Source organism: Paramagnetospirillum magneticum AMB-1 (assembly GCF_000009985.1).
In the GTDB taxonomy this organism is placed as follows: Bacteria; Pseudomonadota; Alphaproteobacteria; order Rhodospirillales; family Magnetospirillaceae; genus Phaeospirillum; species Phaeospirillum magneticum.
In genome coordinates this window covers 576,098-601,298 of the sequence record NC_007626.1, presented here as the reverse complement: position 1 = coordinate 601,298, position 25,201 = coordinate 576,098, and the positions used below count along the sequence as shown (strand labels likewise).

Annotated in this window: 24 protein-coding genes; 13 read left to right on the top strand and 11 right to left on the bottom strand. The window is 66.5% G+C overall.

Going from position 1 to position 25,201, the window contains the following annotated elements; translation table 11 throughout:
• Positions 1-157: 157 nt before the first annotated feature.
• Positions 158-1,183 (top strand): HD domain-containing phosphohydrolase, encoded by a 1,026-nt coding sequence (locus AMB_RS02865; RefSeq protein ID WP_070108682.1) that lies wholly within the window; start codon positions 158-160, stop codon positions 1,181-1,183.
• Positions 1,184-1,199: 16 nt separating this feature from the next.
• Here AMB_RS02865 and AMB_RS02860 read toward each other — a convergent pair whose 3' ends face one another.
• The 3 genes from AMB_RS02860 to AMB_RS02850 form a co-directional block, all read right to left on the bottom strand.
• The gene (locus AMB_RS02860; protein WP_043743279.1) at positions 1,200-1,391 is read right to left on the bottom strand and encodes a hypothetical protein; all 192 of its coding nucleotides are present in this window, start codon (positions 1,389-1,391) and stop codon (positions 1,200-1,202) included.
• A gap of 109 nt (positions 1,392-1,500) precedes the next feature.
• Entirely contained in the window at positions 1,501-3,207 is a 1,707-nt protein-coding gene (locus AMB_RS02855; RefSeq protein WP_231848954.1) for a methyl-accepting chemotaxis protein, read from the bottom strand.
• Positions 3,208-3,357: 150 nt separating this feature from the next.
• Positions 3,358-4,230: a branched-chain amino acid aminotransferase gene (locus AMB_RS02850; RefSeq protein ID WP_043743277.1), complete on the bottom strand. Its 873-nt coding sequence runs from the start codon at positions 4,228-4,230 to the stop codon at positions 3,358-3,360.
• Positions 4,231-4,350: 120 nt separating this feature from the next.
• Here AMB_RS02850 and AMB_RS02845 point away from each other — a divergent pair, with 120 nt between their 5' ends.
• The 4 genes from AMB_RS02845 to AMB_RS02830 are packed head-to-tail and all read left to right on the top strand — an operon-like array spanning position 4,351 to position 7,563.
• Positions 4,351-4,857, top strand: a complete 507-nt coding sequence (locus AMB_RS02845) for a MarR family winged helix-turn-helix transcriptional regulator (RefSeq protein ID WP_011382993.1) — start codon at positions 4,351-4,353, stop codon at positions 4,855-4,857.
• Positions 4,858-4,861: 4 nt separating this feature from the next.
• Positions 4,862-5,545, top strand: a complete 684-nt coding sequence (locus tag AMB_RS02840) for a response regulator (RefSeq protein ID WP_011382992.1) — start codon at positions 4,862-4,864, stop codon at positions 5,543-5,545.
• A gap of 33 nt (positions 5,546-5,578) precedes the next feature.
• On the top strand, positions 5,579-6,904 hold the full coding sequence (locus AMB_RS02835) for an ATP-binding protein (protein WP_011382991.1): 1,326 nt from the start codon (positions 5,579-5,581) through the stop codon (positions 6,902-6,904).
• Between the two features lie 35 nt (positions 6,905-6,939).
• Positions 6,940-7,563 (top strand): ParA family protein, encoded by a 624-nt coding sequence (locus tag AMB_RS02830; RefSeq protein ID WP_043743276.1) that lies wholly within the window; start codon positions 6,940-6,942, stop codon positions 7,561-7,563.
• Between the two features lie 81 nt (positions 7,564-7,644).
• Here the strand turns inward: AMB_RS02830 and AMB_RS02825 are convergent, their stop codons facing one another.
• The 5 genes from AMB_RS02825 to cobT all read right to left on the bottom strand — a co-directional run bounded on the left by AMB_RS02825 (position 7,645) and on the right by cobT (position 11,117).
• Entirely contained in the window at positions 7,645-8,082 is a 438-nt protein-coding gene (locus AMB_RS02825; protein WP_011382989.1) for a phasin family protein, read from the bottom strand.
• Positions 8,083-8,212: 130 nt separating this feature from the next.
• Entirely contained in the window at positions 8,213-9,004 is a 792-nt protein-coding gene (proC, locus tag AMB_RS02820; RefSeq protein WP_011382988.1) for a pyrroline-5-carboxylate reductase, read from the bottom strand.
• Between the two features lie 64 nt (positions 9,005-9,068).
• Positions 9,069-9,572 carry a YbjN domain-containing protein gene (locus AMB_RS02815; protein WP_043743275.1) on the bottom strand — a complete coding sequence of 168 codons (504 nt, stop codon included), beginning with the start codon at positions 9,570-9,572 and terminating at the stop codon, positions 9,069-9,071.
• A 191-nt stretch (positions 9,573-9,763) separates the two neighbouring features.
• Positions 9,764-10,060 carry an accessory factor UbiK family protein gene (locus AMB_RS02810; protein WP_043745907.1) on the bottom strand — a complete coding sequence of 99 codons (297 nt, stop codon included), beginning with the start codon at positions 10,058-10,060 and terminating at the stop codon, positions 9,764-9,766.
• A 37-nt stretch (positions 10,061-10,097) separates the two neighbouring features.
• Positions 10,098-11,117 (bottom strand): nicotinate-nucleotide--dimethylbenzimidazole phosphoribosyltransferase, encoded by a 1,020-nt coding sequence (gene cobT, locus AMB_RS02805; protein WP_043743274.1) that lies wholly within the window; start codon positions 11,115-11,117, stop codon positions 10,098-10,100.
• A gap of 55 nt (positions 11,118-11,172) precedes the next feature.
• Between cobT and cobS the strand changes: the two genes are divergently transcribed.
• Entirely contained in the window at positions 11,173-11,955 is a 783-nt protein-coding gene (cobS, locus tag AMB_RS02800) for an adenosylcobinamide-GDP ribazoletransferase (RefSeq protein ID WP_043743273.1), read from the top strand.
• Positions 11,952-12,563 carry a histidine phosphatase family protein gene (locus AMB_RS02795; RefSeq protein WP_011382984.1) on the top strand — a complete coding sequence of 204 codons (612 nt, stop codon included), beginning with the start codon at positions 11,952-11,954 and terminating at the stop codon, positions 12,561-12,563. The genes cobS and AMB_RS02795 overlap by 4 nt, the downstream gene beginning before the upstream one ends.
• 33 nt (positions 12,564-12,596) lie before the next feature.
• Here AMB_RS02795 and AMB_RS02790 read toward each other — a convergent pair whose 3' ends face one another.
• The 3 genes from AMB_RS02790 to AMB_RS02780 form a co-directional block, all read right to left on the bottom strand.
• Positions 12,597-14,723 carry a TonB-dependent receptor gene (locus AMB_RS02790; protein ID WP_011382983.1) on the bottom strand — a complete coding sequence of 709 codons (2,127 nt, stop codon included), beginning with the start codon at positions 14,721-14,723 and terminating at the stop codon, positions 12,597-12,599.
• 57 nt (positions 14,724-14,780) lie between these two features.
• On the bottom strand, positions 14,781-15,125 hold the full coding sequence (locus AMB_RS02785; RefSeq protein WP_043743272.1) for a DUF2946 family protein: 345 nt from the start codon (positions 15,123-15,125) through the stop codon (positions 14,781-14,783).
• 154 nt (positions 15,126-15,279) lie between these two features.
• Positions 15,280-15,873: a hypothetical protein gene (locus AMB_RS02780; RefSeq protein ID WP_148207270.1), complete on the bottom strand. Its 594-nt coding sequence runs from the start codon at positions 15,871-15,873 to the stop codon at positions 15,280-15,282.
• Positions 15,874-16,036: 163 nt separating this feature from the next.
• Here AMB_RS02780 and AMB_RS02775 point away from each other — a divergent pair, with 163 nt between their 5' ends.
• From AMB_RS02775 to nirB, 6 genes are all read left to right on the top strand, one after another.
• Positions 16,037-16,609: an ANTAR domain-containing response regulator gene (locus AMB_RS02775; protein ID WP_043743270.1), complete on the top strand. Its 573-nt coding sequence runs from the start codon at positions 16,037-16,039 to the stop codon at positions 16,607-16,609.
• A 329-nt stretch (positions 16,610-16,938) separates the two neighbouring features.
• Positions 16,939-18,351 carry a CmpA/NrtA family ABC transporter substrate-binding protein gene (locus AMB_RS02765; RefSeq protein ID WP_011382980.1) on the top strand — a complete coding sequence of 471 codons (1,413 nt, stop codon included), beginning with the start codon at positions 16,939-16,941 and terminating at the stop codon, positions 18,349-18,351.
• Positions 18,352-18,439: 88 nt separating this feature from the next.
• The gene (locus AMB_RS02760; RefSeq protein ID WP_043743268.1) at positions 18,440-19,522 is read left to right on the top strand and encodes an ABC transporter permease; all 1,083 of its coding nucleotides are present in this window, start codon (positions 18,440-18,442) and stop codon (positions 19,520-19,522) included.
• Between the two features lie 14 nt (positions 19,523-19,536).
• On the top strand, positions 19,537-21,198 hold the full coding sequence (locus AMB_RS02755; protein ID WP_011382978.1) for an ABC transporter ATP-binding protein: 1,662 nt from the start codon (positions 19,537-19,539) through the stop codon (positions 21,196-21,198).
• A 321-nt stretch (positions 21,199-21,519) separates the two neighbouring features.
• Complete coding sequence (locus tag AMB_RS02750) at positions 21,520-22,743, top strand: CmpA/NrtA family ABC transporter substrate-binding protein (RefSeq protein WP_011382977.1); 1,224 nt, start codon at positions 21,520-21,522, stop codon at positions 22,741-22,743.
• Positions 22,740-25,199, top strand: coding sequence for a nitrite reductase large subunit NirB (gene nirB, locus AMB_RS02745; RefSeq protein ID WP_011382976.1), 2,460 nt, complete (start codon positions 22,740-22,742; stop codon positions 25,197-25,199). The genes AMB_RS02750 and nirB overlap by 4 nt, the downstream gene beginning before the upstream one ends.
• Positions 25,200-25,201 lie beyond the last annotated feature (2 nt).

Genomic DNA, 25,201 nt, shown 5'->3' with positions numbered 1-25,201 from the left:
TCAGCCAGACCATGACCAAGTGCATAAGCAGCAAGCCTGCCGCGCCTTCAGCCCCCTTAACATCCCCGACACACTGTGTCACAACGTTGGGGTGGTGCACGTGGCCCCCACCCTCCTTGGCGCCCCTCCCTCGATGCATTTGAAGCGGGATCAGAACATGACCGACATGCGATCGAGAGCCGTAGACCTTCTGGTGGTCGAGGACAATCCGGCGGATGCCCGCCTGATCGAACTGCTGCTGAGCGAGGTCGGCGGCATCCATTGCCGCCGCGCCGATTGCCTGGGACAAGCCATGGGCATGGTGGCCGCAGAGCCCCCCGATGCCGTCCTTCTCGACCTGTCGCTGCCCGATGCCCATGGCATCGAGACGGTGGAGCGGTTCCGCGTCGCGGCCCCCACCCTGCCCATCGTCATCTGCACCGGCCTGGACGATGAATCCATGGGTCTGCTGGCCCTGCAGCACGGCTGCCAGGACTATCTGGTCAAGGGCCAGGGCGATGGCAACCTGATCCGCCGTACCATCCTCTACGCCATCGAACGCAAAGCCGTGGAGGAGGAGCGCCGCGTCACCGCCGAACGCCTGAAGCGCGTGTTGCTTCAGACCGTCCGTTCGCTGTCGCTGACCCTGGAGATGCGCGATCCCTACACCACCGGCCATCAGCGGCGGGTGGCGCAGTTGTCCACTGCCATCGGCCAGCGGATGGGACTGTCCGAGGCGGTCGTGGAGGGCCTGCGCACCGGCGGATTGCTGCACGACATCGGCAAGATTCACATCCCCGCCGAGTTTCTCAGCCGCCCGGGCAAGCTGTCCGCCGAGGTGCACAAGGTCATCCGCATGCATCCCCAGATGGGCTGGGAGATCATGAAGGACATCGAATTCCCCTGGCCGGTGGCCGACATGATCCGCCAGCATCACGAAAGGCTGGACGGCAGCGGCTACCCTCTGGGACTGAAGGGCGACGAGATCATTCTGGAATCAAGGATCATCGCCGTGGCCGACGTGCTGGAGGCCATCTCGTCCCATCGCCCCTACCGCCCGGCCCTGGGACTGGACGTCGCCGTCGCCGAACTGCGCGAGCATTCGGGCAGCCGCTATGACCCCGCCGTGGTACAGGCCTGCATCGAGGTTGTGGAAGAGAGAGGGCCGGGCATCCTCGACGAGGATCCGTCGCCCGTGCTGTAGGCCCGCGCGCCAGCCGCTATTCGGCGGCGACGACGGCGGCGAGGGTACCGCGCCCGGCCAGACGGCGCAATTGCGCCATCAGCAATTCCCGCGGGTTATGACAGGCGCCGCACCATACGATGGCGGTGCCGTCTCCGTAGGAATGGACACGATGGTCACTGCTCTGCTGGCAATGCGGACAATCAAGCACGGTCTTGGGCAGGCTCATGAATACCCCCTGATCGAGGGGGTTAGAGTTACCTGTAATCCTTCTGAAATGGAAGGCGGAAAGTCCGCCCCCCCATTTTCGCCCGGCGCTTACCGGCCCTGCACGCCGATCATGCCTCGCGGATGCCCTGAAGGAATCGATCCACCTCGGCCCGCAGGGTCTGCGCCTGACGCTGCAGCGTCTCCACGGCTCCCAGCACATCCTTGGCCGACTGGTCGGTCTCGTGGATGGTCTGGGTCACCGCGTTGATGTTCTCGTACACGAACTTGGTGCCCGAGGCGGCGTGGTCGATGTTGCGGGCGATCTCCTGGGTGGCGGCACCCTGCTCCTCGATGGCCGAGGCGATGGCCGTGGTAATGCCGTCCATAGACGAGATGGTGGTGTTGATGCCGCGAATGGCGCGAACCGTCTTGTCGGTTTCCTGCTGGATGGTATTGACCTGAGAGGCGATATCCTCGGTGGCGCCCACGGTCTGGCGGGCGAGGTTCTTGACCTCGGACGCCACCACGTTGAAGCCCTTGCCCGCCTCGCCGGCCCGGGCCGCCTCGACGGTGGCGTTCAGCGCCAGCAGATTGGTCTGCTCGGCGATGCCGGTGATCATCTCGACGATGGCGCCGATCTTGTCGGCGGCGCCGGCCAGCCCCTGCACCCGGGTATTGACCGAATCGGCCTCCTTGGTCGCCGAGACCGCCACCTGGTTGGACATGCCGACCTGCTGGGCGATTTCACTGATGGAAGAACTCAGTTCCTCGGCGGCGGAGGCCACGGTGCTGACGTTCTGGTTGGCGTCGCTGGCCTGCCGTGCCGCGGAATTGGCCTTTTCCAGTGCCTGATCGGCAGAATCGACCATGCTGCGCGCCGTCTGGATCATCTGCTGCGCCGAGGCGGACACGGAATCCAGCACCGCCGTCACCGCCTTGTCGAAGGCGGCAATCAGGTCTTCCAGATGGTGCATGCGCCGATCGCGGGCGGCGGCGGCGGCCTGGGCCTCCACCTCCATCTGCTGCTTGGCGATGGTATTGTCCTTGAAGACCTGGACGGCCCGAGCGATGTCGCCCACCTCGTCCTTGCGGTCCAGCGCGGGAACGCCGATGGAGGTATCGCCCCGCGCCAGTTGCTCCATGCGCTCGGTCATGTCCTCGATGGGATCGGCGATAATGCGCTTGAGAATGGTTCGGACGCCGAACACCGCCAGGATGGTGGCGATCACGCCGCCCACCACCAGCCAGGTCAGAACCTGATTGAGGCGGGCCTCGGATTCCGCGGTGGACAGGGTGGAGGACAGCACGGCGATGACGTCGCCATCGACCATGCCCATGCCGCCGTGACAGGCATGGCACACCTCTTCCTTGGCGCCGTCGGTGACGCCCAACACGATGGGCAGCGAATAGCGGTAGAAACCGCCGTCGAACCGCCCGACCGCGACCTTGGTCTCGAAGGCCTCGCGATCGATGTCGTCCTTGGGCAGTTTCGGCGCCCTCTCGGGCTCGACCTCTTTCATATGGGCGGCCACCTTCGGCCCCCAGGCGCTCCACACCTTGCCGGGATAGTGGATGTTGCGGGAATCGAACCAGTTGTTGAAGACCGTGATGCCGATATTGTCGGAATCCTCGGGCCGCTTGGCCATCACGTTGAGGATCAGCGCATGCAGCGACGTCATCTCGTTGGCCGAGATCTGTCTTAACTGGCGCTCCATCTCGGTGCGTTCGAATCGGGCGATTGTGAGGACGACTCCGGCGATCAGAATAATAACGCCGGCACCGACAATAAGCATGAAGCGACTGGACAGCCGCAAATTCTGCCACGCGTGCGACACGGAGACTCCCATCCGTTCCAACGCGATCGTCCCGACCCGACCGCAGCGCCCATCCAATTCCCTTGCGGAGCCTATTACGAAAGCCCGGAAAAGAAAATACCGGGATTTGATGTTCCACAAGAAAGGGCCGGGCGCTGCGGCCGAATATTATTAGGAACGCACCAATGCGTCATAATCCGTGATCAATTGACGGGTAATATCGCCGGGAGTGAAGGTGTAGGGGCCGATTTCACGCACCGGCGTCACCTCGGCGGCGGTGCCGGTGAGGAAACACTCGCTGGCCTTGGTCATCTCTTCCGGGAAAATTGCCCGCTCCACCACGGTTATGCCGCGCTTTTTGGCAAGGGCGATCACCGTCTGACGGGTGATGCCGTTCAGGAAGCAATCGGGGGTCGGCGTATGCAGCTCATTGCCGAACACGAAGAAGATATTGGCCCCCGTGGCCTCGGCGACTTGCCCCCGCCAGTCGAGCATAAGGGAATCCTCATATCCATCCCCTTCGGCCTTGTGCTTGCTCATGGTGCAGATCATGTACAGGCCCGCCGCCTTCGAGGCGGTGGGAGCGGTCTCGGGGTGAGGGCGCTTCCAGGTGGAGATATTGAGGCGGATGCCCTTCATGCGGGCTTCCGGGCTCCAGTAGCTGGGCCAGGACCAGGTGGCCACCGCGAAGCGGATCTTGGTGGTCTGGGCAGCGACACCCATCATCTCGGAGCCGCGCCAAGCCACCGGGCGGACATAGCCGTCGACGATATTGTTGGCCTTGACGGTGGCCATGGTGGCCTCGTCTATCTCCTCGACGGTCCACGGCACCTCGAAGCCGAGAATGCGCCCGGAATCGATCAGACGCTGGGAATGCTCGCGCAGCTTGAACACCTTGCCGCCATACACCCGCTCGCCCTCGAACACGCAGGACCCGTAATGCAGGCCATGGGTCAGCACATGGATCTTGGCATCGCGCCAGGGAACCAGCTTGCCGTCAAACCAGAGAAAGCCGTCGCGGTCGTCAAAGGGGAGGACTGACATGGTCGTTCCGTTCCAATTAGAAGGTAAGGGCGGGGCGGGAGGTTGGAAAATTACCAATCTCTCTTGCATGACGTAACATTTATAGGCCATATATGTCAACATGACTGACGTAACCACGCCATGAGCGACATCAAGACCGGCATAAACCCGCTGTTCCTGCGCGAGGAGGAACTGCGCCAGGGGATCGAGCTGCTGTTCTTCGCCTATCGCGATTTCACGGCCGAGCCCGACGCCATTCTGGGCGAGTACGGCTTCGGCCGCGCCCATCACCGCGTCATCTATTTCGTCGGCCGCCACCCCGGCATCACGGTTAGCGACCTGCTTGAAATCCTGCGCATTACCAAGCAGAGCCTCTCGAGAGTACTGGGGCAGTTGGTGGAGGAGAAGTTCATCGTCCAGCGCCCCGGCGTACGCGACCGCCGCCAGCGCCTGCTGGAACTGACCGAGAAAGGGATAGAACTGGAGCGGCTGCTGACAGAGCGCCAGCGGGCTCGTATCGCCCGCGCCTACCGCGAAGCCGGCGCCGAGGCGGTGGAGGGCTTCCGCAAGGTGATGCTGGGCCTGGTGGACGAGGCCGACCGCGGCCGCTTCCCCGCCCGCGCCGCCGGACTGCGCCGGGGAGCCTGACCCCATGGACGACGCCCATATCCTGGTAGTGGACGATGACCGGCGGCTGCGCGAATTGCTGCGCAAATACCTGTCCGACAACGGCTATCTGGTGGCCACCGCCGCCGATGCCGCCGAGGCACGGCAATGCATGGCCGGCCTGGCTTTCGACATGATGGTTCTCGACGTCATGATGCCGGGGGAGGATGGCATGGCGCTCACCCGCTCGCTCCGGGCCGAGGGCAACGGCCTGCCCATCCTGCTGCTGACGGCGCGCGGCGAGGTGGATGACCGCATCAAGGGGCTGGAATCCGGGGCCGACGATTATCTGTCCAAGCCGTTCGAACCCCGCGAACTGCTGCTGCGGGTCGCCTCCATCCTGCGCCGCAGCCCCCGTGACGAGCCCGAGCCCACCCGCGAGCTTCGACTGGGTGCCTTCGTCTGGGACATGGGACGCGCCGAGCTGCGCCAGGACGACCAGCCCGTTCATCTGACCCAGGCCGAGCGTGACCTGCTGTCCATCCTGGCCGAGGTCTCCGGCCAGGGGGTGTCGCGTGACGATCTGGCGGCGCGAACGGGAAACTCGGCCAATCCCCGCACAGTCGACGTCCAGGTGACCCGGCTGCGCAAGAAGATCGAGGACGACCCGAAAATGCCGCGCTATCTTCAGACAGTGCGCGGCATGGGCTATATGCTGCGACCCGACTGACCGGAAATTCCGGCGTTTGAGAGGCCTTCTGGAATGTCTCATCTCGGGCGGTGGCTGAAGCGTCTGGCCCCCCAGGGTCTGCTGGGGCGATCCCTGCTGATCATCATCATGCCACTGGTGTTGCTGCAGTTGGTGTCCGCCTACGTATTTTACGGCAGTCACTGGGAATCGGTGGCCAAGCGCTTGGCCAAGGGGTTGGCCGGCGACATCGGCACCATCATCGAATCGCTCCGCGCCTTTCCCGGGGAACAGGAGCGGAGCCTGATCCTGTCCATCGCCGCCAACAAGATGGAACTGGACACCCGCTTCCTGCCCGGCGCCATCCTGCCCAACCAGCCACGCGGCGCCCCCTCGGGCCTGCTGGAACGCGCCCTGACCGAGGCCCTGGACGAGCGGGTCCAGCGCCCCTATCGCATCGACGCCGAATCCCTGGAACGCGAGGTGGTCATCCGTGTCCAGCTCTCGGACGGGATGCTGGAGGTCTTCGCCCCCAAGAAGCGGCTGTTCAGCTCCACCACCTATGTCTTCATCCTGTGGATGCTGGGCACCGCCATGCTGCTGTTCGGCATCGCCACCTTGTTCATGCGTAATCAGGTGCGCAGCGTGCGCAAGCTGGCGGTGGCCGCCGACCGCTTCGGCAAGGGCCAGGATGTGGCCGACTTCAAGCCCGAAGGGGCGCAGGAGGTCCGGCAGGCCGCCCAGGCCTTCAACCTGATGCGCCACCGGGTCCAGCGCCAGATGCAGCAGCGCACCGAGATGCTGGCCGGGGTCTCCCACGACCTGCGCACCCCGCTCACCCGCATGAAGCTGCAATTGGCCATCATGGGCGACATGGACGGCCGCGCCGAACTGGACGAGGACGTAGCCGAGATGGAGCGCATGGTCGAGGGCTATCTGGCCTTTGCCCGGGGCGAAGGCAGCGAGCAGCCCGAGCAGGTGGACCTGCCGGCCCTGGTTGACGAGGTGGTCACCCGCTTTCGCCGCCAGGGCATGGTCATCGACCTGCACCACGAGGGCGAGATCGTCATGCCGCTGCGTCCCGATTCCCTGGCCCGCGCCCTGGGTAACCTGATCGGTAACGCCTCGCGTTACGGTGGCCACGTCTGGGTCCGGGTCGGGCGGCGCGGCGAGGCGGCCGAGGTGCTGATCGATGACGACGGCCCCGGCATCCCTCCCGACCAGCGCGAGGAAGTGTTCAAGCCCTTCACCCGCCTGGAGACCTCGCGCAATCTGGCCACCGGCGGCGTCGGCCTGGGCCTGACCATCGCCCGCGACATCGTGCGCACCCATGGCGGCGACCTGCTTTTAGAGGATTCGCCGCTGGGCGGATTGCGCGCGCGCGTTCGCCTGCCCTTGTGATAGGCTTTGCCCGAGTTAAGGGGGGGGCTTTCGGCATGCGGACGGTACTGGTGGGAAATATCAAGGGCGGTTGCGGCAAGACGACGCTGGCCACCCATATCGCCGCCGCTTTCGCCGCCCAGGGGCTGGTCACCGCCATCGGCGATTGCGACCGCCAGCGCTCCAGCCTCAACTGGCTGCGCCGCCGCCCCGCCACCCTCCCCGCCATCACCGGCCTGGACTGGTCCAAGGACGTGGGCTCGCCGCCCAAGGGCCTGGACCGGCTGGTCATCGACGCCCCCGCCGCCATGCACCACAAGGATGTGGAGGACCTCATCGATATTTCGGAAGTGGTGGTGGTGCCCGTGCTGCCCGGCGCCTTCGACGAGGATGCCACCGCCCACTTCCTGGAGCGTCTCGCCAAGGTCAAGGCGGTGCGCAAGAACAAGCGCGTGGTGGCCGTAGTGGGCAACCGCCTGCGCCCCGGCACCAAGGCCAGCGACCATCTGGACGGCTTTTTCGGCGGGCTGGGCTTTCCCGTGGTGGCGCGCCTGCGCGACAGCCAGGTCTATACCGCGGTGGCCGCCGCCGGCTCGACGGTGATCGAGGCCAATGACCGCCGTTCCAAGTCCTACGCCGCCGAATGGGCGCCGCTTCTGGCCCTGATCGAGGGACGGTAGAGCGCCCAATTCAGGCCGGAATCAAAACGGCCGCCCCTTTTCAGGAGCGGCCGCCGACAGCGTTCCGAATGAACGGAAGGCTTACTTCTTGCCGGCCTTGGTGAAGACCTCGCGGGCCTCGTCCAGGCTCTGGGTGAAGCGCTTGTTCAGCAGGTCGAAAGCCTCGGAATTGGCCTTGGCGATCATCTCGGCCAGCTCACGGGCGTTGGCCAGGGCGCGCTCGAAGGCATCCTTGGCGAACTCGGCCTGCTTGGCGGCCTTGTCCTGGGGCGAGCCGGGCTCGGCGAAATCCTTGGAGACCTGGGCAACCTCGTCCATGGTCTGGCGCAGGATCTCGACCTGACGCTTGACCACGTTCTGCAGGCCCTCGAAAGCCAGCTTGTTCGCCTGGGTCAGCGCTTCGATGTTCTTGCGCTGGTTGGCGACGATGGTCTCGACATCCACGCCGGGAACCTTGAAGTCGCCCAGATACTTGGCGACGTCGAAATCAAAGAACTGCTCAGTCTGCTTGGCGGCCATGTTATTCCTCCAACCCGGGGGTCTTATGTTGCGGTGCAGCAAGATAGACGCGGGGGCGGCTTCGAGTCAAACGGAGTCATACGCAACTCAATATCTAATATCGAAATAGGTACCACCTCTGACGAAGCGCCTAGCCCGCAAGTTCCCGTCCTCGGCGAGTGGCAGCAGCCACCGCTTCGGTCATCAGGCTGGGAATGCCGTGGCTTTCAGCCATCAGCACCGACAGGGCCGCCGCCGTGGTGCCGCCCGGCGAGGTGACGTTCTTGCGCAGTTGCTCGGCGGATTCGGCGGACAGCCGCAGCAATTCGCCGGCCCCGGCCACGGTGGCACGGGCCAGACGCTCGGCCAGGGCCGGGGGCAGCCCCTGGGCCAGACCGGCGGCCTCCATGGCCTCGGCCAGGAGGAAGATGTAGGCGGGGCCGGAGCCGGAGACGGCGGTGACCACGTCCATCAGGCCCTCGTCATCGACCCAGCCCACCTCGCCCACCGCTTCCAGCAGCGACTGGCAAAGCTCACGGGCGACAGCGGGCACGGCCTCCCCGGCGCAGCAGACGGTGATGCCGCGCCGCACCGCCGCCGGGGTATTGGGCATGGCCCGCACGATGACCGCCTTGGCTCCCAGATGGTTCCGGAAGAAGGCGATGGTCTTGCCGGCGGCGATGGACAGGAAGACCGAGCGGTCGAACCGGGCATAGGGCGGCACCACCTCGGCCATCACCTGCGGCTTGACCGCGAAGATCACCACATCGGGAACGAAAGCCGAGGGGATGGCGGCGTCGGAGGTGACCACCCCCACCGCCCCCAGGTCAGGAGAGGACGGATCGACCACCACCACGTCGCCGGGAGCGACACCGCGCTCGAGCCAGCCGGCCAGCATGGCCGAGCCCATCTTGCCGCAGCCCACCAGCAGAATCTTGGTCATGAAAAAAGCCTCCCGTGCCCCGGTCCATCAGGACGACCGGCATGGCACGGAGCGTGGCGCGAAGTCAAGCTTCGCCCACGGTCTCCAGCAGCGAGGCGGCAATGGCCTCGGCGGCGGTCTTGCCGCCCCAGATGACGAACTGGAAGGCGGGGTAGAAGCGCTCGCACTCGGTGACGGCGATGTCCACCAGATCCTCCACCTGTTCCGGCGCGAAGCCGGCCCCGCCGCGCAGCAGCGAGGTGTGGCGGAACATGGGCACGCCCTCGTCCTCCCACAGGCCGAAATGGCCAATCCACAGCTTCTCGTTCAAGGTGGCCAGCAATTCATGGATCATGGGCCGCCGGGCGGGCGGAATCTTCATGTCGAAGGCGCAGGTGAAGTGCATGGCGCCCATATCTTCGCGCCAGGCGAAATAAAGGCTGTAATTGCACCACTGGCCGGGAGCCTCGGCAGCCAGTTCCTCGTCGTTGCGCCGGTCGAACGCCCAGTCATTGGCGGCGACGACTTGCTCGACGAGGTCGACTGGATTGATCTGGGGCTCTTCCTGATACGTGGCGGTCAAGGTCATGCCCGCGCCCTCCCTTGGCATGGCTACCGTCGATTCCACCGGCGCGAATCAAAAGATTGTGTTTGCGCCTGCGAAATTCGCACAAGGGGTAGCCTAACCAAACGCCATCAGCGGGCGCAAGGCTTTATTCACGGAGTATTTATGAATTTATGTGGATAACCCGGAATGCCTCCGGCCACCGGCCCAGGACATCAGTCCTTGGGCTTGGGCGCGGCCTTGGTCTTGGACGGGGCGGCCGCCAGGGACTCCAGCTTGGCTTCCAGCTCGCTGATGCGGGCCAACTGAGCCTCGTTGTCCTCGCGGGCCTTGATGGCCATGGCCCGCACCACCTCGAACTCCTCGCGCGGGACCAGATCCAGGCCGGCGGTGAAGCGCTCGAACTGCTGGCGCATCATCGCCTCCATCTCGGCCCGCAGGCCGGACAGCGCGCCCAGCGCGCCGGACGCCACGCGGGCAAGATCATCGAAGAAGGGTTTCTGGCTTTGCATGACGGCCTCTTGGAAAAACAAGGGGGCTATTATGGGCCTAAGCCCCGTCCTTGTCACTGACTCCGGCTTGGGCGAAGGTGTGCATGCCCGCATGACAGGCGGCGGCGGCTTTCAGCACGCCCACCGCCAGCGCGGCGCCCGAGCCCTCGCCCAGGCGCATGCCCAGGTCGAACAGCGCGTCCTTGCCCAGCGCCGCCAGCAGGCGCCGGTGCCCCGGCTCCACCGAGACATGGCCGACCAGGCAATGGTCGAGCGCCCCCTTGCATTCCAGTTCCAGGGCGGCCACCGCCGCCGTGGTGACATAGCCGTCCAGCAGCACCGGCACGCGTCCGAGGCGCGCCGCCAGCACCGCGCCCGCCATGGCCGCCAGTTCCCGTCCGCCCAGGCAGCGAAGGATGTCGAGGGGCGCCAGCCCCCGGTGCAAGGCCACGCCTTGCCCCACCACCTCGATCTTGCGGGCCAGGGCGCCACCCTCCACGCCGGTCCCGCGCCCGGTCCAGTCGGCGGCCTCGCCGCCGAACAGCGCCGCCGAGACCGCGGCGGCCGGAGTGGTGTTGCCGATGCCCATCTCGCCGATCACCAGCACATCGGCGCCATCGGGCACCGAGTCCATGCCGGCCTGGAAGGCGGCGGCGAACTCGGCCTCGTCCATGGCCGGTCCCCGGGTGAAATCGGCCGTGGGGCGGTCGAGATCCAAGGCCAGGATGTCCAGCCCGATGCCGAAGGTCTTGCACAGTTGGTTGATGGCGGCGCCGCCCCGGCGGAAATTGGCCACCATCTGCACCGTGACCTCGGCGGGAAAGGCCGAGACGCCCAGGGCCGCCACGCCGTGATTGCCGGCGTAGACCCGGGCCACCGGATTCTCCATGGCCGGCGGATGACGGCCCTGCCAGGCGGAAAGCCAGGCGGACACCTCTTCCAGGCGACCCAGCGAGCCGGCCGGCTTGGTCAGTTGCGGCTCGCGCGCCGCCCAGGCGGCCGAGGCGGCGGCATCGGGACCGGGCAGGGCGGCCAGCAGGGAGCGGATCTGGGCAACGCTAGAAATAGACGAATTCAAGGAAATTCTCCCAACATGTTGCGGCCCAGCCGAGCCCGTCCTATAACCCAATGCCATGAGCGAGTCACCTGTCATCGACGAGAATCCGCTGCCGCGATCCTGGCTGGGCGATGCCCATCTGGCGGCGGTGTTTCTTACCCGCCTGCCCCTGCCCGATGCCGGCCTGGGCGATCTGGCGCGGTCCATGCGCGCCTTTCCCCTGGTCGGGCTGGGCCTCGGCCTGGGAGCCGCCGCCGTCGTCTGGGCGGCGGGCGGCGTGCTGCCGCCCCTGGCCGCCGCCCTGCTGGCGGTGCTGGCCCTGGTGCTGGTCACCGGCGCCCTGCACGAGGATGGATTGGCCGACCTGGCCGACGGCCTGGGTGCACGCGGCGACCGCGAGCGCCGCCTGGAGGTGATGCGCGATTCCCGCAGCGGCGCCTTCGGGGTGCTGGCCCTGATCTTTTCCGTCGGCCTGCGCGTCGCCGCCCTGGCCGCCATTCCCCCGGGCTGGAGCCAATGCGCCGCCCTGGTGGCGGCCTGTGCCCTGTCGCGTGCCCTGATCCCCGCCGCCATGCAGGTGATGGGGCCGGCGCGACGCGACGGATTGGGAGCGGGCGCCGGCTGCCCCGACGCCACCATCGCCGCCACCGCCGCCGCGCTGGGCCTGCTGGCCTGCCTGGCAGGGCTGGGCCTCGGCGGCACCCTGGCCGCCCTGCTGGCCGCCCTGGCGGCGGGCGGCGCCGTGGTGTGGATCGCACGGCGCGCCCTGGGCGGCTATACCGGCGACGTGCTGGGCGCCGTGCAACAAGCCACAGAGATCGGCGTCCTGCTGGCCGCCGCAGGAGTCCTTAGTCCATGAGTTCCCATTCCACCCGCTGGTGGCTGCTGCGCCACGCTCCGGTCCCCTGCCCCCACGGCCGCATCACCGGCCGCCTGGACGTGGCGTGCGACACCTCGGAGGACGAGGTCTTCCAGTCCCTGGCCCGCGCCCTGCCGGTCAATCCGGTCCTGGTGGAAAGCGGCCTGATCCGCTGCCGCCAGACGGCGGGGGCGCTGGAGGCCGGCGGCTTGCTGCTGCCGCCGCCCATGGTCGAGCCCGATCTGGCCGAGCAGGATTTCGGCCGCTGGCAGGGGCGGTCATGGATGGAACTGGAAGCCGCCAAGGACCCGGACCTCGCCGCCTTCTGGGCCGACCCGGCCACCGCCACCCCGCCCGGGGGCGAAAGTTTCGCCGCCATGGTGGAGCGGGTCCGCGCCGCCGTGGAGCAGATCACCGCCGCCCAGGCGGGGCGCGATATCCTGGCCGTGGTGCATGCGGGAACGGTCCGCGCCGCCCTGGCGGTGGCGCTGGATCTCAAGCCGGAACAGGCGCTGCGCGTCGCGGTCAAGCCGCTGTCACTGACCCGCCTCGACGCCACGGCTTCGGGCTGGCGCGTCGAAATGGTCAACGCCCAGCCCTATGCCTGAGGCCCGAGGGGGAGCCCCCCTCGGAGCCCAGGATCAGAATTTCACCGTCACCCCGGCGTTGAACGACCGGCCCGGCGCCGGCAGGGCGCCCACCTGGCCGGTGAGGCTGTGCCGCCTCCATTCGGAGTAATCGACGCCGCCCAACGGGTGGTAGTAACGCTTGTCGAAGACGTTATCGATGCCGAGATTGAGCAGGAAATTCTCCCACTCATAGCCGCTGCGCAGGTTGAGCAGGGCGTAGCCCGGCGTCTTGGGCTCGCGGCGGAGCGGATCGACCCCGGCCTTGGTTCCCACCAACTGGGCTTCGACCGCATTGGTCCAGCCGCCCCAGCCGTGCTCGAGGGCGGCTTTGCCGTTGATGGGCATGACGTGATACATGGCCTTGCCGGTATTGACCATCTCGCCGTGCAGCCAGCCGATCATGCCCGACACCTTGAAATCGCCATAGCCGGTCTCGCGGGCCAGGAAGGTGCTGCCCGAGACATCCACGCCCGACATCATGGCGTCATGGTTGGCGAATTTCAGCAGCGGAAAGACCGAGCTTCGCGTGGTGGAGTTACTGACCCAATCGACGCCGATATAGTCGGCGATATAGGTGAAATAGGGCGTCACCTTGGCCGCCCATTCCTTGCGGCCGGAATCATGCAGGGCAAACGAGGTACTGACCGTATGCGCCACCTCGGGCCGCAGGCCGGGATCGCCCACATAGCCGTTGGCGTCGCCGAACCAGTTGATCATCGAGCTGTCCATGGATGTGGTCGACCAGGAATAGCGCTCGTAAAGATTGGGAGAGCGGGACTTCCTGGCATAGCCGAACTCGTTGGTGCTGATCGCATTGGGCTCGAAGCGCACCAGGGCGGTGAGGTCGAAGTTGAAGTCGGTCTTGGCGTGGTTCTTGGCGTTGAAGGCCGCCGCATTGGCGGCCTCGGTGCCGGTCGTGACATAGCCGGCCACGTTGCCGGTATCCATCAGAACGGTATCGCTGCGCACGCCCAGCAGGGTAGTCCATTGCGGCGCCCACTTCTCCTCCCACTCGGCGAAGGCGCTGATCACGTCGCGGCTGCCGCCATTGATGGATTTGAAGGTATTCGGCGCCATGGACATGCTGCCCGCCACCGGCGGCCACCAATCGTCGAGCAGGAAGCGGTGGAGCTCCTGCCCCACCCGGATGGTCTTGCCGTCGGAGACCCTGATGTCGCCCTTGACGGCGTAGCCGAGGTCGATGGCGTCGGTGCGCATGGGCATCTTGCCGTTCTTCTCGCCGCCGATCTGGTCCATGGCATGTTTAACCTGCTGCCAGTAGCCCCGGGCCTCCAGCTTGCCCCAGGCGAACTCGCCCTCGTACCGGCCATTGCCGTGAACGCCCCGGTTCCCGGTCATGTCCATGCGCTGGTTGGAAAAGCCCTGATAGGGAATGTCGTGCTGACCGGCTTCGAGCACCAGCAGGTGCCCCTCGTGCCGGGCGCCGAAGGTCAGGGCGTGGTTGCGGGCCTCGTACAGGGTGGACAACACCGCCCGGTGATCGCCGCCGGCATAGTAGTCGCGGCCCATGGCCCAGGACCCGTCATAGCCCAGGCTGAAGGTCCCGTTGGCGCCGTGCAGGGCGACGGAGGCGCCCACGCCGTCGTTGACGCTCTTATAGAAGGCCGACAGCCGTCCTCCCACCGCGTAGCCCTCGCCCGGCCCGGCGAAGACCGGCGGCGCCGACTTCACGGAAATAACGCCACCGATATTGTCGCCGCCGGCGCTGACCGGGGTGATGCCGCTCCACACCTCGACCTTCTCGACCCGGGAGGAATCGATATAGGACAGCGGCGGGTTCATGTGGTTGGAGCAGGCGGAGGTGGTCTCCATGCCGTCCACCAGGATCTTCAGCCGGTCGTCGCCCAGGCCGTGGATGTCGGGCAGGCTGGAGACGCCGCCGTTGGAGATCAGGTTGAGGCCGGGGGTGCGCGACAGCAGCTTGGCGGTATCCCCGGCGGCATCCAGCCTGGCGTCGGCCGGAATGCTGAGGCGCGGCGCGGTGATCACCACCTCGGGGATGTCCTCGGCCAGGACGGGGGCCACCCCGGAGGCAAGGACGGAGGTCAGGAAGGTCGTGGCAAACAGACGGACGCGGCCGTGCCGACGTCCGCCACGATGAATCGCGTGGCAGGTCATGATGTTCCTCGATGAATGAATCGCTTGAGAGCGGCCCGCATCAAGGCGGGCCGGACGCTAGGCGGCGAGGAACGGAGGGGCGCGTGCGCGGTGGACGGAGCGGGGCGGCTCGGACGGCGCCGACGGGGGCGTCGGCACGATCCGTTCGGCCAGCACCCGGCCAAGCGGCCGCAAGGACAATGGCGCGGGCGGCAGAATGGAGCCCGACACGACACAGCAATGGCTGGCGCAATCATGCGTGGCGCCGCCGGCCTGGGCGGGATCGGCCTCCTGATGGGCGGACGAGCACAGATCGGCGGCGACGAAGGAATCCGGCCCACCGGCCCCCAGCGCCGCCGGAACCGGCGGCATGGTCCCCAGCAGCAGGGTGGCCGCCAGCAACCAGGCTGCGGCCTTCCTCATCCACCCTTCAACCGGACCCGACAGCATGTGCCCACGCCCCCATTTGCGGGGCAAACCGTATTGCCGGGACGGCGCCGCGACAAGGCTGACAAAGGTCTAGCTCAACCAGGCGCTAATATAGCGGCCTGGATTGCGGAGGACAGTCCGGCCGGGGCTAATGCTTGCTCTTTTTCTCGTCTTTCTTGCCCTTGTCGTCATCCTTCTTCTCTTCCTTCTTAAGGATGATCGGCACGGTCGAGTTGATCTTGAGAGTCAGCGGACAGGGCTCGGCCTCCTCGGCGCCCTTGATGCACTTGGCGGGAGGCCAGTCGTAGCCCGAGGTCGGAATCAGCATCAGCTCGACGGCGCCCAGAGTGCAGGAAAACAGCCGGCCGGTCCGGCCATTGGGCGGCAAGGTGGCGACGGTAACCACCCAATTGTCCACCACTTCGTCCTTGGTCCCAAAGGTGCGGGCGACAAAGCCCAACGCCACGTTGGCCGAGGAATAATTCTCGACGGTGAAATTCACCCGGCATTTGGCCGAGCCCGACCCGGCCCACATGGTGGCGTTGACCGACACCACACCCAGGCTGTCGCTGATCTGCGGCGGCGCCACCACCACCTCGCGCGGTCCCGGCAGGCTGGACCACATGGCGCCCTGGGATTCGCCGCCGCTGCCGCTGCCCGAGCCTTCCTTCTTGCCGCCGGCCAGGGCCGGAGAAGCCGCCAGCCCCACGAGAAGAGCCGCCACCATGATCGATCGGGTCACTTCGCTTGCGCTCCTCATCTGCCCATGCCTTGAAGGGTAGCACCGCGTGGCGCCATTGCAATGCCCGGCCATGGCTTCAACTTCCCTGGGGACGCACTCCCAAGGAACTGGCATGATGCATGCTTGTTTAAAACCATTGCCATAATCGGAAAGGACCAGCGGATTGCGGGTCATCTTGGTGGATGATGAGCGGGACCGGGCGGAAATGGTCCGTGACGCGCTGGAGGCCGACGGCTTCACGGTGGTGGCGGTGTTCGGCAGCGGCGCCGGACTGCCTGCGCGAGTGGCGGAGCTTGCCGCCGAAATCATCATCGTCGACATCGATTCCCCCGACCGCGACACGCTGGAAGACATGCGCCGCGTCGGGGTCGAGCAGGGCCGCCCGGTGGTGATGTTCGCCCAGGACGGCAAGCCCGAGACCATCAAGGCCGCGGTGGAGGCCGGCGTCTCCGCCTATGTGGTCGACGGCCTGAAGCCCGACCGGGTCCGTCCGGTGATCGACGTGGCCATCGCCCGCTTCGCCCAGTTCCAGGCCCTGCGCGGTGAACTGGACAAGGCGCGGACCACCCTGGCCGAACGCAAGCAGATCGAGAAAGCCAAGGGCATCCTGATGAAGCGCCGCAAGGTGGAAGAGGACGAAGCCTATCGTCTGATGCGGCGCATGGCCATGGATCAGAAGCAGCGCCTGATCGACGTGGCCAACAAGATCATCGAGGCCGCCGAGCTGCTGGGCTGATCTGCCTATTTTTTAATCTCACAGAAATTGTCCGATTAAATTTTAAGCAACGCACCCGCCCGCCTGGTGCGCCGCAATATCGGCACCCCCCGAAATCCGCCCCTCGGCACCTCTGGCACGCCCATTGCTTTGGACTGTCCTGCGAAGGCGGTCCCCTCAATGGCGAGGCCCCGCCCCACGAAATGACAGACGGCCAGCCCGGCGACGATGCCGGCCCGGTCGAAAAGGAACAAAGGCGTTCCACGGAATTGCGCTCCCCGCCAAGGGGCTGCGTGACGCCGCGGAGCGCCTTTTTTGCGTTTTGAACTCCAGACTTGGCGAGGGCTGACATGAGCAAGATGACCAACTTCGGAAACACAGGCTTGGCGCGACGCGCCGCCCTGGGACTGGCGGCGGCCGGCCTGATGGCCCTTGCCCTGCCCCATGGCGCCGAAGCCGCCAAGCTGAAGCTGGAAAAGGACGAACTGAAGCTCGGCTTCATCAAGCTGACCGACATGGCGCCCCTGGCCATCGCCAAGGAAAAGGGATTCTTCGAGGACGAGGGCCTGTTCGTCACCCTGGAGCCCCAGGCCAACTGGAAGGTACTGCTGGACCGCGTCATCTCTGGCGAGCTGGACGGCGCCCACATGCTGGCCGGACAGCCCATCGGCGCCACCATCGGCTACGGCACCCAGGCCCACGTGGTCACAGCCTTCTCCATGGACCTCAACGGCAACGGCATCACCGTCTCCAATGAGGTCTGGGAGGCGATGAAGCCGCACCTGCCCAAGGGGCCCGACGGCAAGATCGCCCACCCCATCAAGGCCGACGCCCTGAAGAAGGTGGTCGACGCCATGAAGGCCCAGGGCAAGAGCTTCAACATGGGCATGGTCTTCCCGGTCTCGACCCATAATTACGAACTGCGCTACTGGCTGGCCTCGGGCGGCATCAATCCCGGCTATTACAGCCCCGACAACGTCTCGGGCCAGATCGCCGCCGACGCGCTGCTGTCGGTGACGCCGCCGCCCCAGATGCCCGCCACCCTGGAGGCCGGCACCATCTCGGGCTACAGCGTCGGCGAGCCGTGGAACCAGGCCGCCGTGTTCAAGGGCATCGGCGTGCCGGTGATCACCGATTACGAGATCTGGAAGAACAATCCCGAGAAGGTGTTCGGCGTCAACAACGCCTGGGCCGAGAAGTATCCCAACACCCATCTGGCGGTGGTCAAGGCGCTGATCCGCGCCGGCAAGTGGCTGGACGAGAACAACAACGCCAACCGCGATGAGGCCGTGAAAATCCTGGCCAAGTCGGAATACGTGGGCGCCGACGCCAAGGTCATCGCCAATTCCATGACCGGCACCTTCGAATACGAGAAGGGCGACAAGCGCGCCGTTCCCGATTTCAACGTGTTCTACCGCTACTTCGCCACCTATCCCTTCTACTCGGACGCCGTCTGGTATCTCAGCCAGATGCGCCGCTGGGGCCAGATCGCCGAGGCCAAGCCCGATGCCTGGTACGCCGACATGGCCAAGAAGGTCTACAAGCCCGACGTCTACCTGAAGGCCGCCAAGCTGCTGCTCGACGAGGGCAAGGTCGCCAAGGAGGACTTCCCCTGGGACAGCGACGGCTACCGCGCCCCCACCGCCGAGTTCATCGACGGCATCAGCTATGACGGCAAGAAGCCCAACGACTACCTGAAGAAGTTCACCATCGGCCTCAAGGGCGCCCAAAAGCTCGAGAGCAACAAGGTGGTCGGCAACTGACGTTCATCATCGCCGCCGGGACCCCTCCCGGCGGCGGTGAAAGAGGGCAAGAGCGAGACAAGACGTGACTGCAAGCGAGGACCCGATCATGAACAGCATTTCCCAGACGGCCGGCACCCCGCCCAAGCCCGCCAGACCCGCCTTCTCCTTCTCCCACGCCCTCAACCGGGCGGCTCCCACCCTGACGGTGGCGGGGGTGGGCTGGGTGGTGCCGCTGGCCAAGCTGCTGTCGGGCAGCGCGCCCCGCACCCAATTGATCGAGCTGTGGCGCCAGTTGGGCGTGCCGCTGCTGGCCATCGGCCTGTTCCTGGTCGCCTGGGCCGCCCTGGCCCCCAAGGTCCAGACCTCGCTGGGCGCGGTTCCCGGACCGGTCCAGGTGTGGGAGCAGGTGGGCAACCTGGTCGCCGACCACCAGGCCGAGCGCGCCAAGGAGGCGGCGTTCTACGAACGTCAGGCCAAGCGCAACGCCGAACTGAAGGCCGAGGACGCCGGAGCCGAGACCAAGGTCCGCAAGTTCACCGGCAAGCCCACCTATCTCGACCAGATCGCCACCAGCCTGAAGACCGTGTTCATGGGCTTCGTGCTGGCCACCATCGTGGCGGTGCCCCTGGGGGTCATGTGCGGCCTGTCCAAGACCATCAATGCCGCGCTGAACCCGCTGATCCAGATCTTCAAGCCGGTCTCGCCGCTGGCCTGGCTGCCCATCGTCACCATGGTGGTCTCGGCCTCCTATACCAGTGCCGAGCCCATGTTCGAGAAGGCCTTCCTCAATTCGGCCATCACCGTGACCCTGTGTTCGCTGTGGACCACGCTGATCAACACGGCCATCGGCGTCGCCTCCATCGACAAGGATCTGATGAATGTGGGCCGGGTGCTGAACCTGCCCATGCGCACCACCATCCGCAAGCTGGTGATGCCGTCCTCGCTGCCCTTCATCTTCACCGGCATGCGGCTGTCGCTGGGCGTGGGCTGGATGGTGCTGATCGCCGCCGAAATGCTGGCCCAGAACCCCGGCCTCGGCAAGTTCGTCTGGGACGAGTTCCAGAACGGCTCGTCGCAGTCCCTGGCCAAGATCATGGTGGCGGTGCTGACCATCGGCCTGATCGGCTTCCTGCTCGACCGGGTCATGCTGGCGTGCCAGGCCCTGTTCTCCCACTCCGCCACCCGTTGATCAGGAGAGACGTCATGCCGATCCTCGAACTCAAAGGCGTTGCCAAGAGCTATGGCGCCTCCTCGGTGCTGCGCGATATCGACCTGGAGATCGAGGACGGCGAGTTCATCGCCATCCTGGGCTTCTCCGGTTCGGGCAAGACCACGCTGGTCTCCCTGATGGCCGGGCTGATCAAGCCCGATGCCGGCGAGGTGCTGCTGCGCGGCAAGCCGGTTGACGGCCCCGGCGCCGATCGCGGCGTGGTGTTCCAGTCCTACTCGCTGATGCCCTGGCTGACGGTGGAGGGCAACATCGCCCTGGCCGTCGACGCGGTGATGCCCGACGCCTCCAAGGCCGAGCGCAAGGCCCGCGTCGCCAAGTATATCGGCATGGTCGGCCTGTCCCACGCCGCCGAGCGCCGCCCGTCCGAGCTGTCGGGCGGCATGCGCCAGCGGGTCGCCGTGGCCCGCGCCCTGGCCATGAGCCCCGACATCCTGCTGCTGGACGAGCCGCTGTCCGCCCTGGACGCCCTGACCCGGGCCAAGCTTCAGGACGAGATCGAGGCCATCTGGGAGCAGGAAAAGAAGACCGTAATCCTGATCACCAACGACGTGGACGAGGCTCTGCTGCTGGCCGACCGCATCATCCCCCTCAATCCCGGGCCGGGCGCCACCTTCGGTCCCTCGTTCAAGGTCAACCTGCCGCGACCGCGCGACCGCGCCGCCGTCAACAGCGATCCCGACTTCAAGCGCCTCAGGGCCGAGGTCACCGAATACCTGATGGCGGTGGGCGTCGAGCGCGGCGGCGAGAGCGGCGAGACCCGCATCCTGCCCAACGTCGCCCCCATCAGCTTCGGCGGCCCACCCAAGGCCTACCGCGAGGCCGGTCAGGTCAACAATCCCGACCGCTATGTGGAATTCTCCCGCGTCAAGAAGATCTACCCCACCCCCAAGGGTCCGCTGACCGTGGTGGACGGCTTCGACCTCAAGATGCACCAGGGCGAGTTCATCTCGCTGATCGGCCATTCCGGCTGCGGCAAGTCCACGGTGCTGACCATGACCGCCGGGCTGACCGACGTGTCCGAGGGCGGCGTCATCCTCGACGGCCGCGAGGTCTCGGAAGCCGGGCCGGACCGCGCCGTGGTGTTCCAGGCGCCGTCGCTATTCCCCTGGCTGACCGCGCTGCAGAACGTGGCGCTGGGCGTCGACCGGGTCTATCCCCATGCCAGCCCGGCCGAGCGCCTGGACATCGTCTCCTATTACCTGGAACGGGTCGGCCTGGGCGATTCCATGGACAAGAAAGCGTCGGACATGTCCAACGGCATGCGCCAGCGGGTCGGCATCGCCCGCGCCTTTGCGCTGTCGCCGAAGCTGCTGCTGCTGGACGAGCCGTTCGGCATGCTGGACTCGCTCACCCGCTGGGAATTGCAGGAAGTGCTGATGGAGGTGTGGACCCGCACCCGGGTCACCGCCATCTGCGTCACCCACGACGTGGACGAGGCCATCCTGCTGGCCGATAAGGTGGTGATGATGACCAACGGCCCCAATGCCCGCATCGGCAAGGTGCTGAACGTCGACATTCCCCGCCCGCGCACCCGCCGCGCCCTGCTGGAACACCCCCGTTACTACGAGTACCGCGCCGAAGTGCTGAACTTCCTCGACGAGTACGAGACGGGGGCGCACGCCAAGGCCTCATGATGTGATTATTTTTTAGCCTGCAGCTGAGGTGCTGTTTATTTTTTAGGCACACACCCGGACCTATCCGGACAATCCCCAGGCAATCCGCCGTTTCCGGCTTGGCATGGGGTGTGCAACGCAGGAAGCGAGTTTACTGAACGCGGCGAACGGCCTCAATGGCGAGGCCCCAGCCGCCCTGAACAAAAGCCCACCGGACGCAACGATGCACCCGGACGGGCAACGGAACAAAGGCGTTCCACGGAATTCGGCGCTGCCCCCCAATGGGCCGGCGCCGGGCTTTCCGCGGAACGCCTTTTTTGTTTTGGCCGAGGGATGAAAGAGATGAGCGTGGAAAAGACCCGTCTGAAGCTCGGTATCGTGCCGCTGATCGACGCGGCCCCGCTGGTGGTGGCCAAGGAGCGCGGCTTCTTCGCCGAGATGGGCCTGGACGTCGAGCTGTCCCGCGAGGCGTCCTGGGCCTCCATCCGCGACAAGGTGGCGGTGGGCGCGCTGGACGGCGCCCAGATGCTGGCCCCCATGCCGCTGGCCATGAGCCTGGGCCTGTCGCCCATCCGGGTGCCCATGGCGGTGGGCATGGCGCTGAACCTGGGCGGCAACACCATCACCATCGGGAATGCCCTGTGGGAGCGCATGGAGGCCGCCGATCCCCAATCCATGGCGGCCCGGCCGGTCTCGGCCCGTGCCCTGAAACGCGTCATCGAGGCCGACCGGGCCGTGGGCAAGCCGCCCATGACCTTCGCCACCGTCTACCCCTACTCCCCCCACGCCGCCGAGCTGCGCCTGTGGATGGAAGCCGCCGGCATCGACACCCAGGCCGAGGTGCGTTTCACCGTGGTGCCGCCGCCCCAGATGATCTCGTTCCTGTCGGCGGGCAACATTGACGGATACTGCGTCGGCGAGCCCTGGGGCAGCCTGGCGGTGCGGATGAATCTCGGCCGCATCGCGGCGACCAGCGGCGACATCTTCGCCGGCCGGCTGGAAAAGGTCTTCGCGGTTACCCAGACTTGGGCCGAGACCCATCCCGAGACCCATCTGGCCGTGCTGCAGGCGCTGATCAGCGCCGCCCGCTGGTGCGACGACAATCGCTGCGAACTGGCCGAGCTGCTGGCCCAGCCGCAATACGTCAATGCCCCCGTGGACGCCCTGCTGGCGCCGCTGCTGGGCGAGCACGGCCTGCCCAAGACCCTGCTGACCTTCCACGCCCAGGCCGCCAACTTCCCGTGGCGCTCCCAGGCCATGTGGTACCTGGAAATGATGAAGCGCTGGGACATGGCGCCCTTCGCCCTGGACTCCCGCGCCGCCGCCGAAGCCGTGTTCCGCCCCGACCTCTACCGGGTGGCCGCCCTGGCGCTGGGGCTTCGGGTGCCGCTCACCGATTACAAGACCGAGGGCGGCCACGCCGCCCCCTGGAACCTCTTGAAGGCCACGAGGCCCATCGAGATGGGGCCCGACCTGCTGCTGGGCGGCGGGACCTTCGACCCCTTCGCATCCCGCGCCACCGCCATGCCCCCGACGGCAAAGACCGAATCAGGAGACCTCACATGAACGCTCTTCCCCGTCAGAAGCTGGTCGTCATCGGCAACGGCATGGCCGGCATGCGCACCGTCGAGGAGCTGCTGGCCATCGCGCCGGCCCGTTACGACATCACGGTGTTCGGCGCCGAGCCCCACCCCAATTACAACCGCATCATGCTGTCCTCGGTGCTGGCCGGCGAAAAGCAGGTGGACGACATCGTCATCAACCCGCGCGCCTGGTACGCCGAGAACGGAATCACCCTGCACACCGGCGACCCGGTGGTGGCCATCGATCGCGCCGCCAAGACCGTCACCTCGGCCAATGGCGTGGTGGTGCCCTATGACAAGCTGCTGCTGTCCACCGGCTCCAAGCCGCTGATGCCGCCGCTGCCCGGCCTTGACCTGCCCGGCGTGGTGGCCTTCCGCGACATCGCCGACGTGGAGAAGATGCTGGACGCCGCCGAGGCCAAGCAGCGCGCCGTGGTGATCGGCGGCGGCCTGCTGGGTCTGGAGGCCGCCTGGGGCCTGAAGCGGCGCGGCATGCCCGTCGCCCTGGTCCACCTGATGCCCACCCTGATGGAGCGCCAGCTGGATGTGGAGGCCGGCGGCCTGCTGCAGAAGGACCTGACCGAGCGCGGCCTGCACTTCTTCACCTCGGGCCAGACCGAGGAAATCATGGGCGCCGAAACCGGGCGCGCCCAGGGCGTCAAGCTCACCGACGGCCGCGAGATTCCCGCCGATCTGGTGGTGGTGGCCATCGGCATCCGCCCCAACGTGGATCTGGCCAAGGCCGCGGGCCTCGACATCAACCGCGGCATCGAGGTGGGCGACGACATGGCCACCTCGGACCCCGCCATCTATTCGGTGGGCGAGTGCGTCGAGCATCGCGGCCAGATCTTCGGGCTGGTGGCGCCCATCTGGGAGCAGGCCAAGGTCTGCGCCTCGCGTCTGGCGGGCCGCGACGACGCCCATTACGAGACCCCGCCACTGTCCACCCGGCTCAAGATCACCGGCATCGACGTGTTCTCGGCTGGACAGCTGGCGGCCCAGGACGAAGCCGACGAGGAGCTGGTGTATCGGGACTCCGCCCGGGGCATCTACAAGAAGCTGGTGATCCGCGCCGACAAGGTGGTGGGCGCCGTGATGTACGGCGACGTGGCCGACGGCTCCTGGTACTTCCAGCTCATCCGCGAAAAGGCCGACGTGGCCGCCATCCGCGACCGCATGATCTTCGGCCAGGCCTATGCCGATACCACCTGCAAGGGCCACGCGGGCGGCGTCAATGTGGCCGCCACGAGTGACGATGCCCAGGTCTGCGGCTGTAACGGCGTGTCCAAGGGCGCCATCGTCAAGGCCATCACCGAGAAGGGTCTGACCTCGCTCGACGAGGTCAAGCTGCACACCAAGGCCTCGGCCTCCTGCGGCCAGTGCGCCTCGGTGGTCCAGGCCATCCTGACCCACGTCACCGGCGAGGTGGTGGACGCCAAGGCCGCCGGCATGTGCGGCTGCACCGACCTCTCCCACGACGAGGTGCGCAGGGAGATCCTGCACCAGGGGCTCAAGACCCAGGACGCGGTACGGCAGGCTTTGGGCTGGCGCCATGCCGACGGCTGCGCCAAGTGCCGCCCGGCCCTGAACTACTACCTGCTGTGCGCCTGGCCCAGTGAATACGTCGACGACTACCAGAGCCGCTTCATCAACGAGCGTGCCCACGCCAATATCCAGAAGGACGGCACCTATTCGGTCATTCCGCGCATGTGGGGCGGCCTGACCAATCCCACCGAACTGCGCGCCATCGCCGACGTGGTGGACAAGTTCAAGATCCCCACCGTCAAGGTCACCGGCGGCCAGCGCCTCGACCTGCTGGGGGTCAGGAAGGAGGATCTGCCCGGCGTGTGGGCCGTGCTGGGCAAGGCCGGTCTGGTCTCGGGCCACGGCTACGCCAAGGGCCTGCGCACGGTGAAGACCTGCGTCGGCTCGGAATGGTGCCGCTTCGGCACCCAGGATTCCACCGGCCTCGGCGTCAAGCTGGAGAAGCTGATGTGGGGCTCGTGGACACCGCACAAGGTCAAGCTGGCGGTATCGGGCTGCCCGCGCAACTGCGCCGAGGCGACCATCAAGGATATGGGCGTGGTCTGCGTCGAGGCGGGCTACGACATCTCGGTGGGCGGCAACGGCGGCATCGAGCTGCGCGGCACCGACCATCTGGTCCGCGTCACCTCCGAGGAGGAGGTGCTCGAATATTGCGGCGCCTTCATGCAGATCTACCGCGAGGAAGCCCGCTACCTGGAGCGCACCGCGCCGTGGGTCGAGCGGGTCGGCATGGACTACATCACCAAGCGCGTCGTCGAGGATGCCGAAGGCCGCCGCGCCGCCTTCGCCCGCTTCGTCTTCTCGCAGAACTACGCGCAGATCGATCCCTGGGCCGAACGGGCCTCGGGCGAGGTGGATGCGCACGAATTCAAAACCCTGGCCGAGGTGGGCTAAGA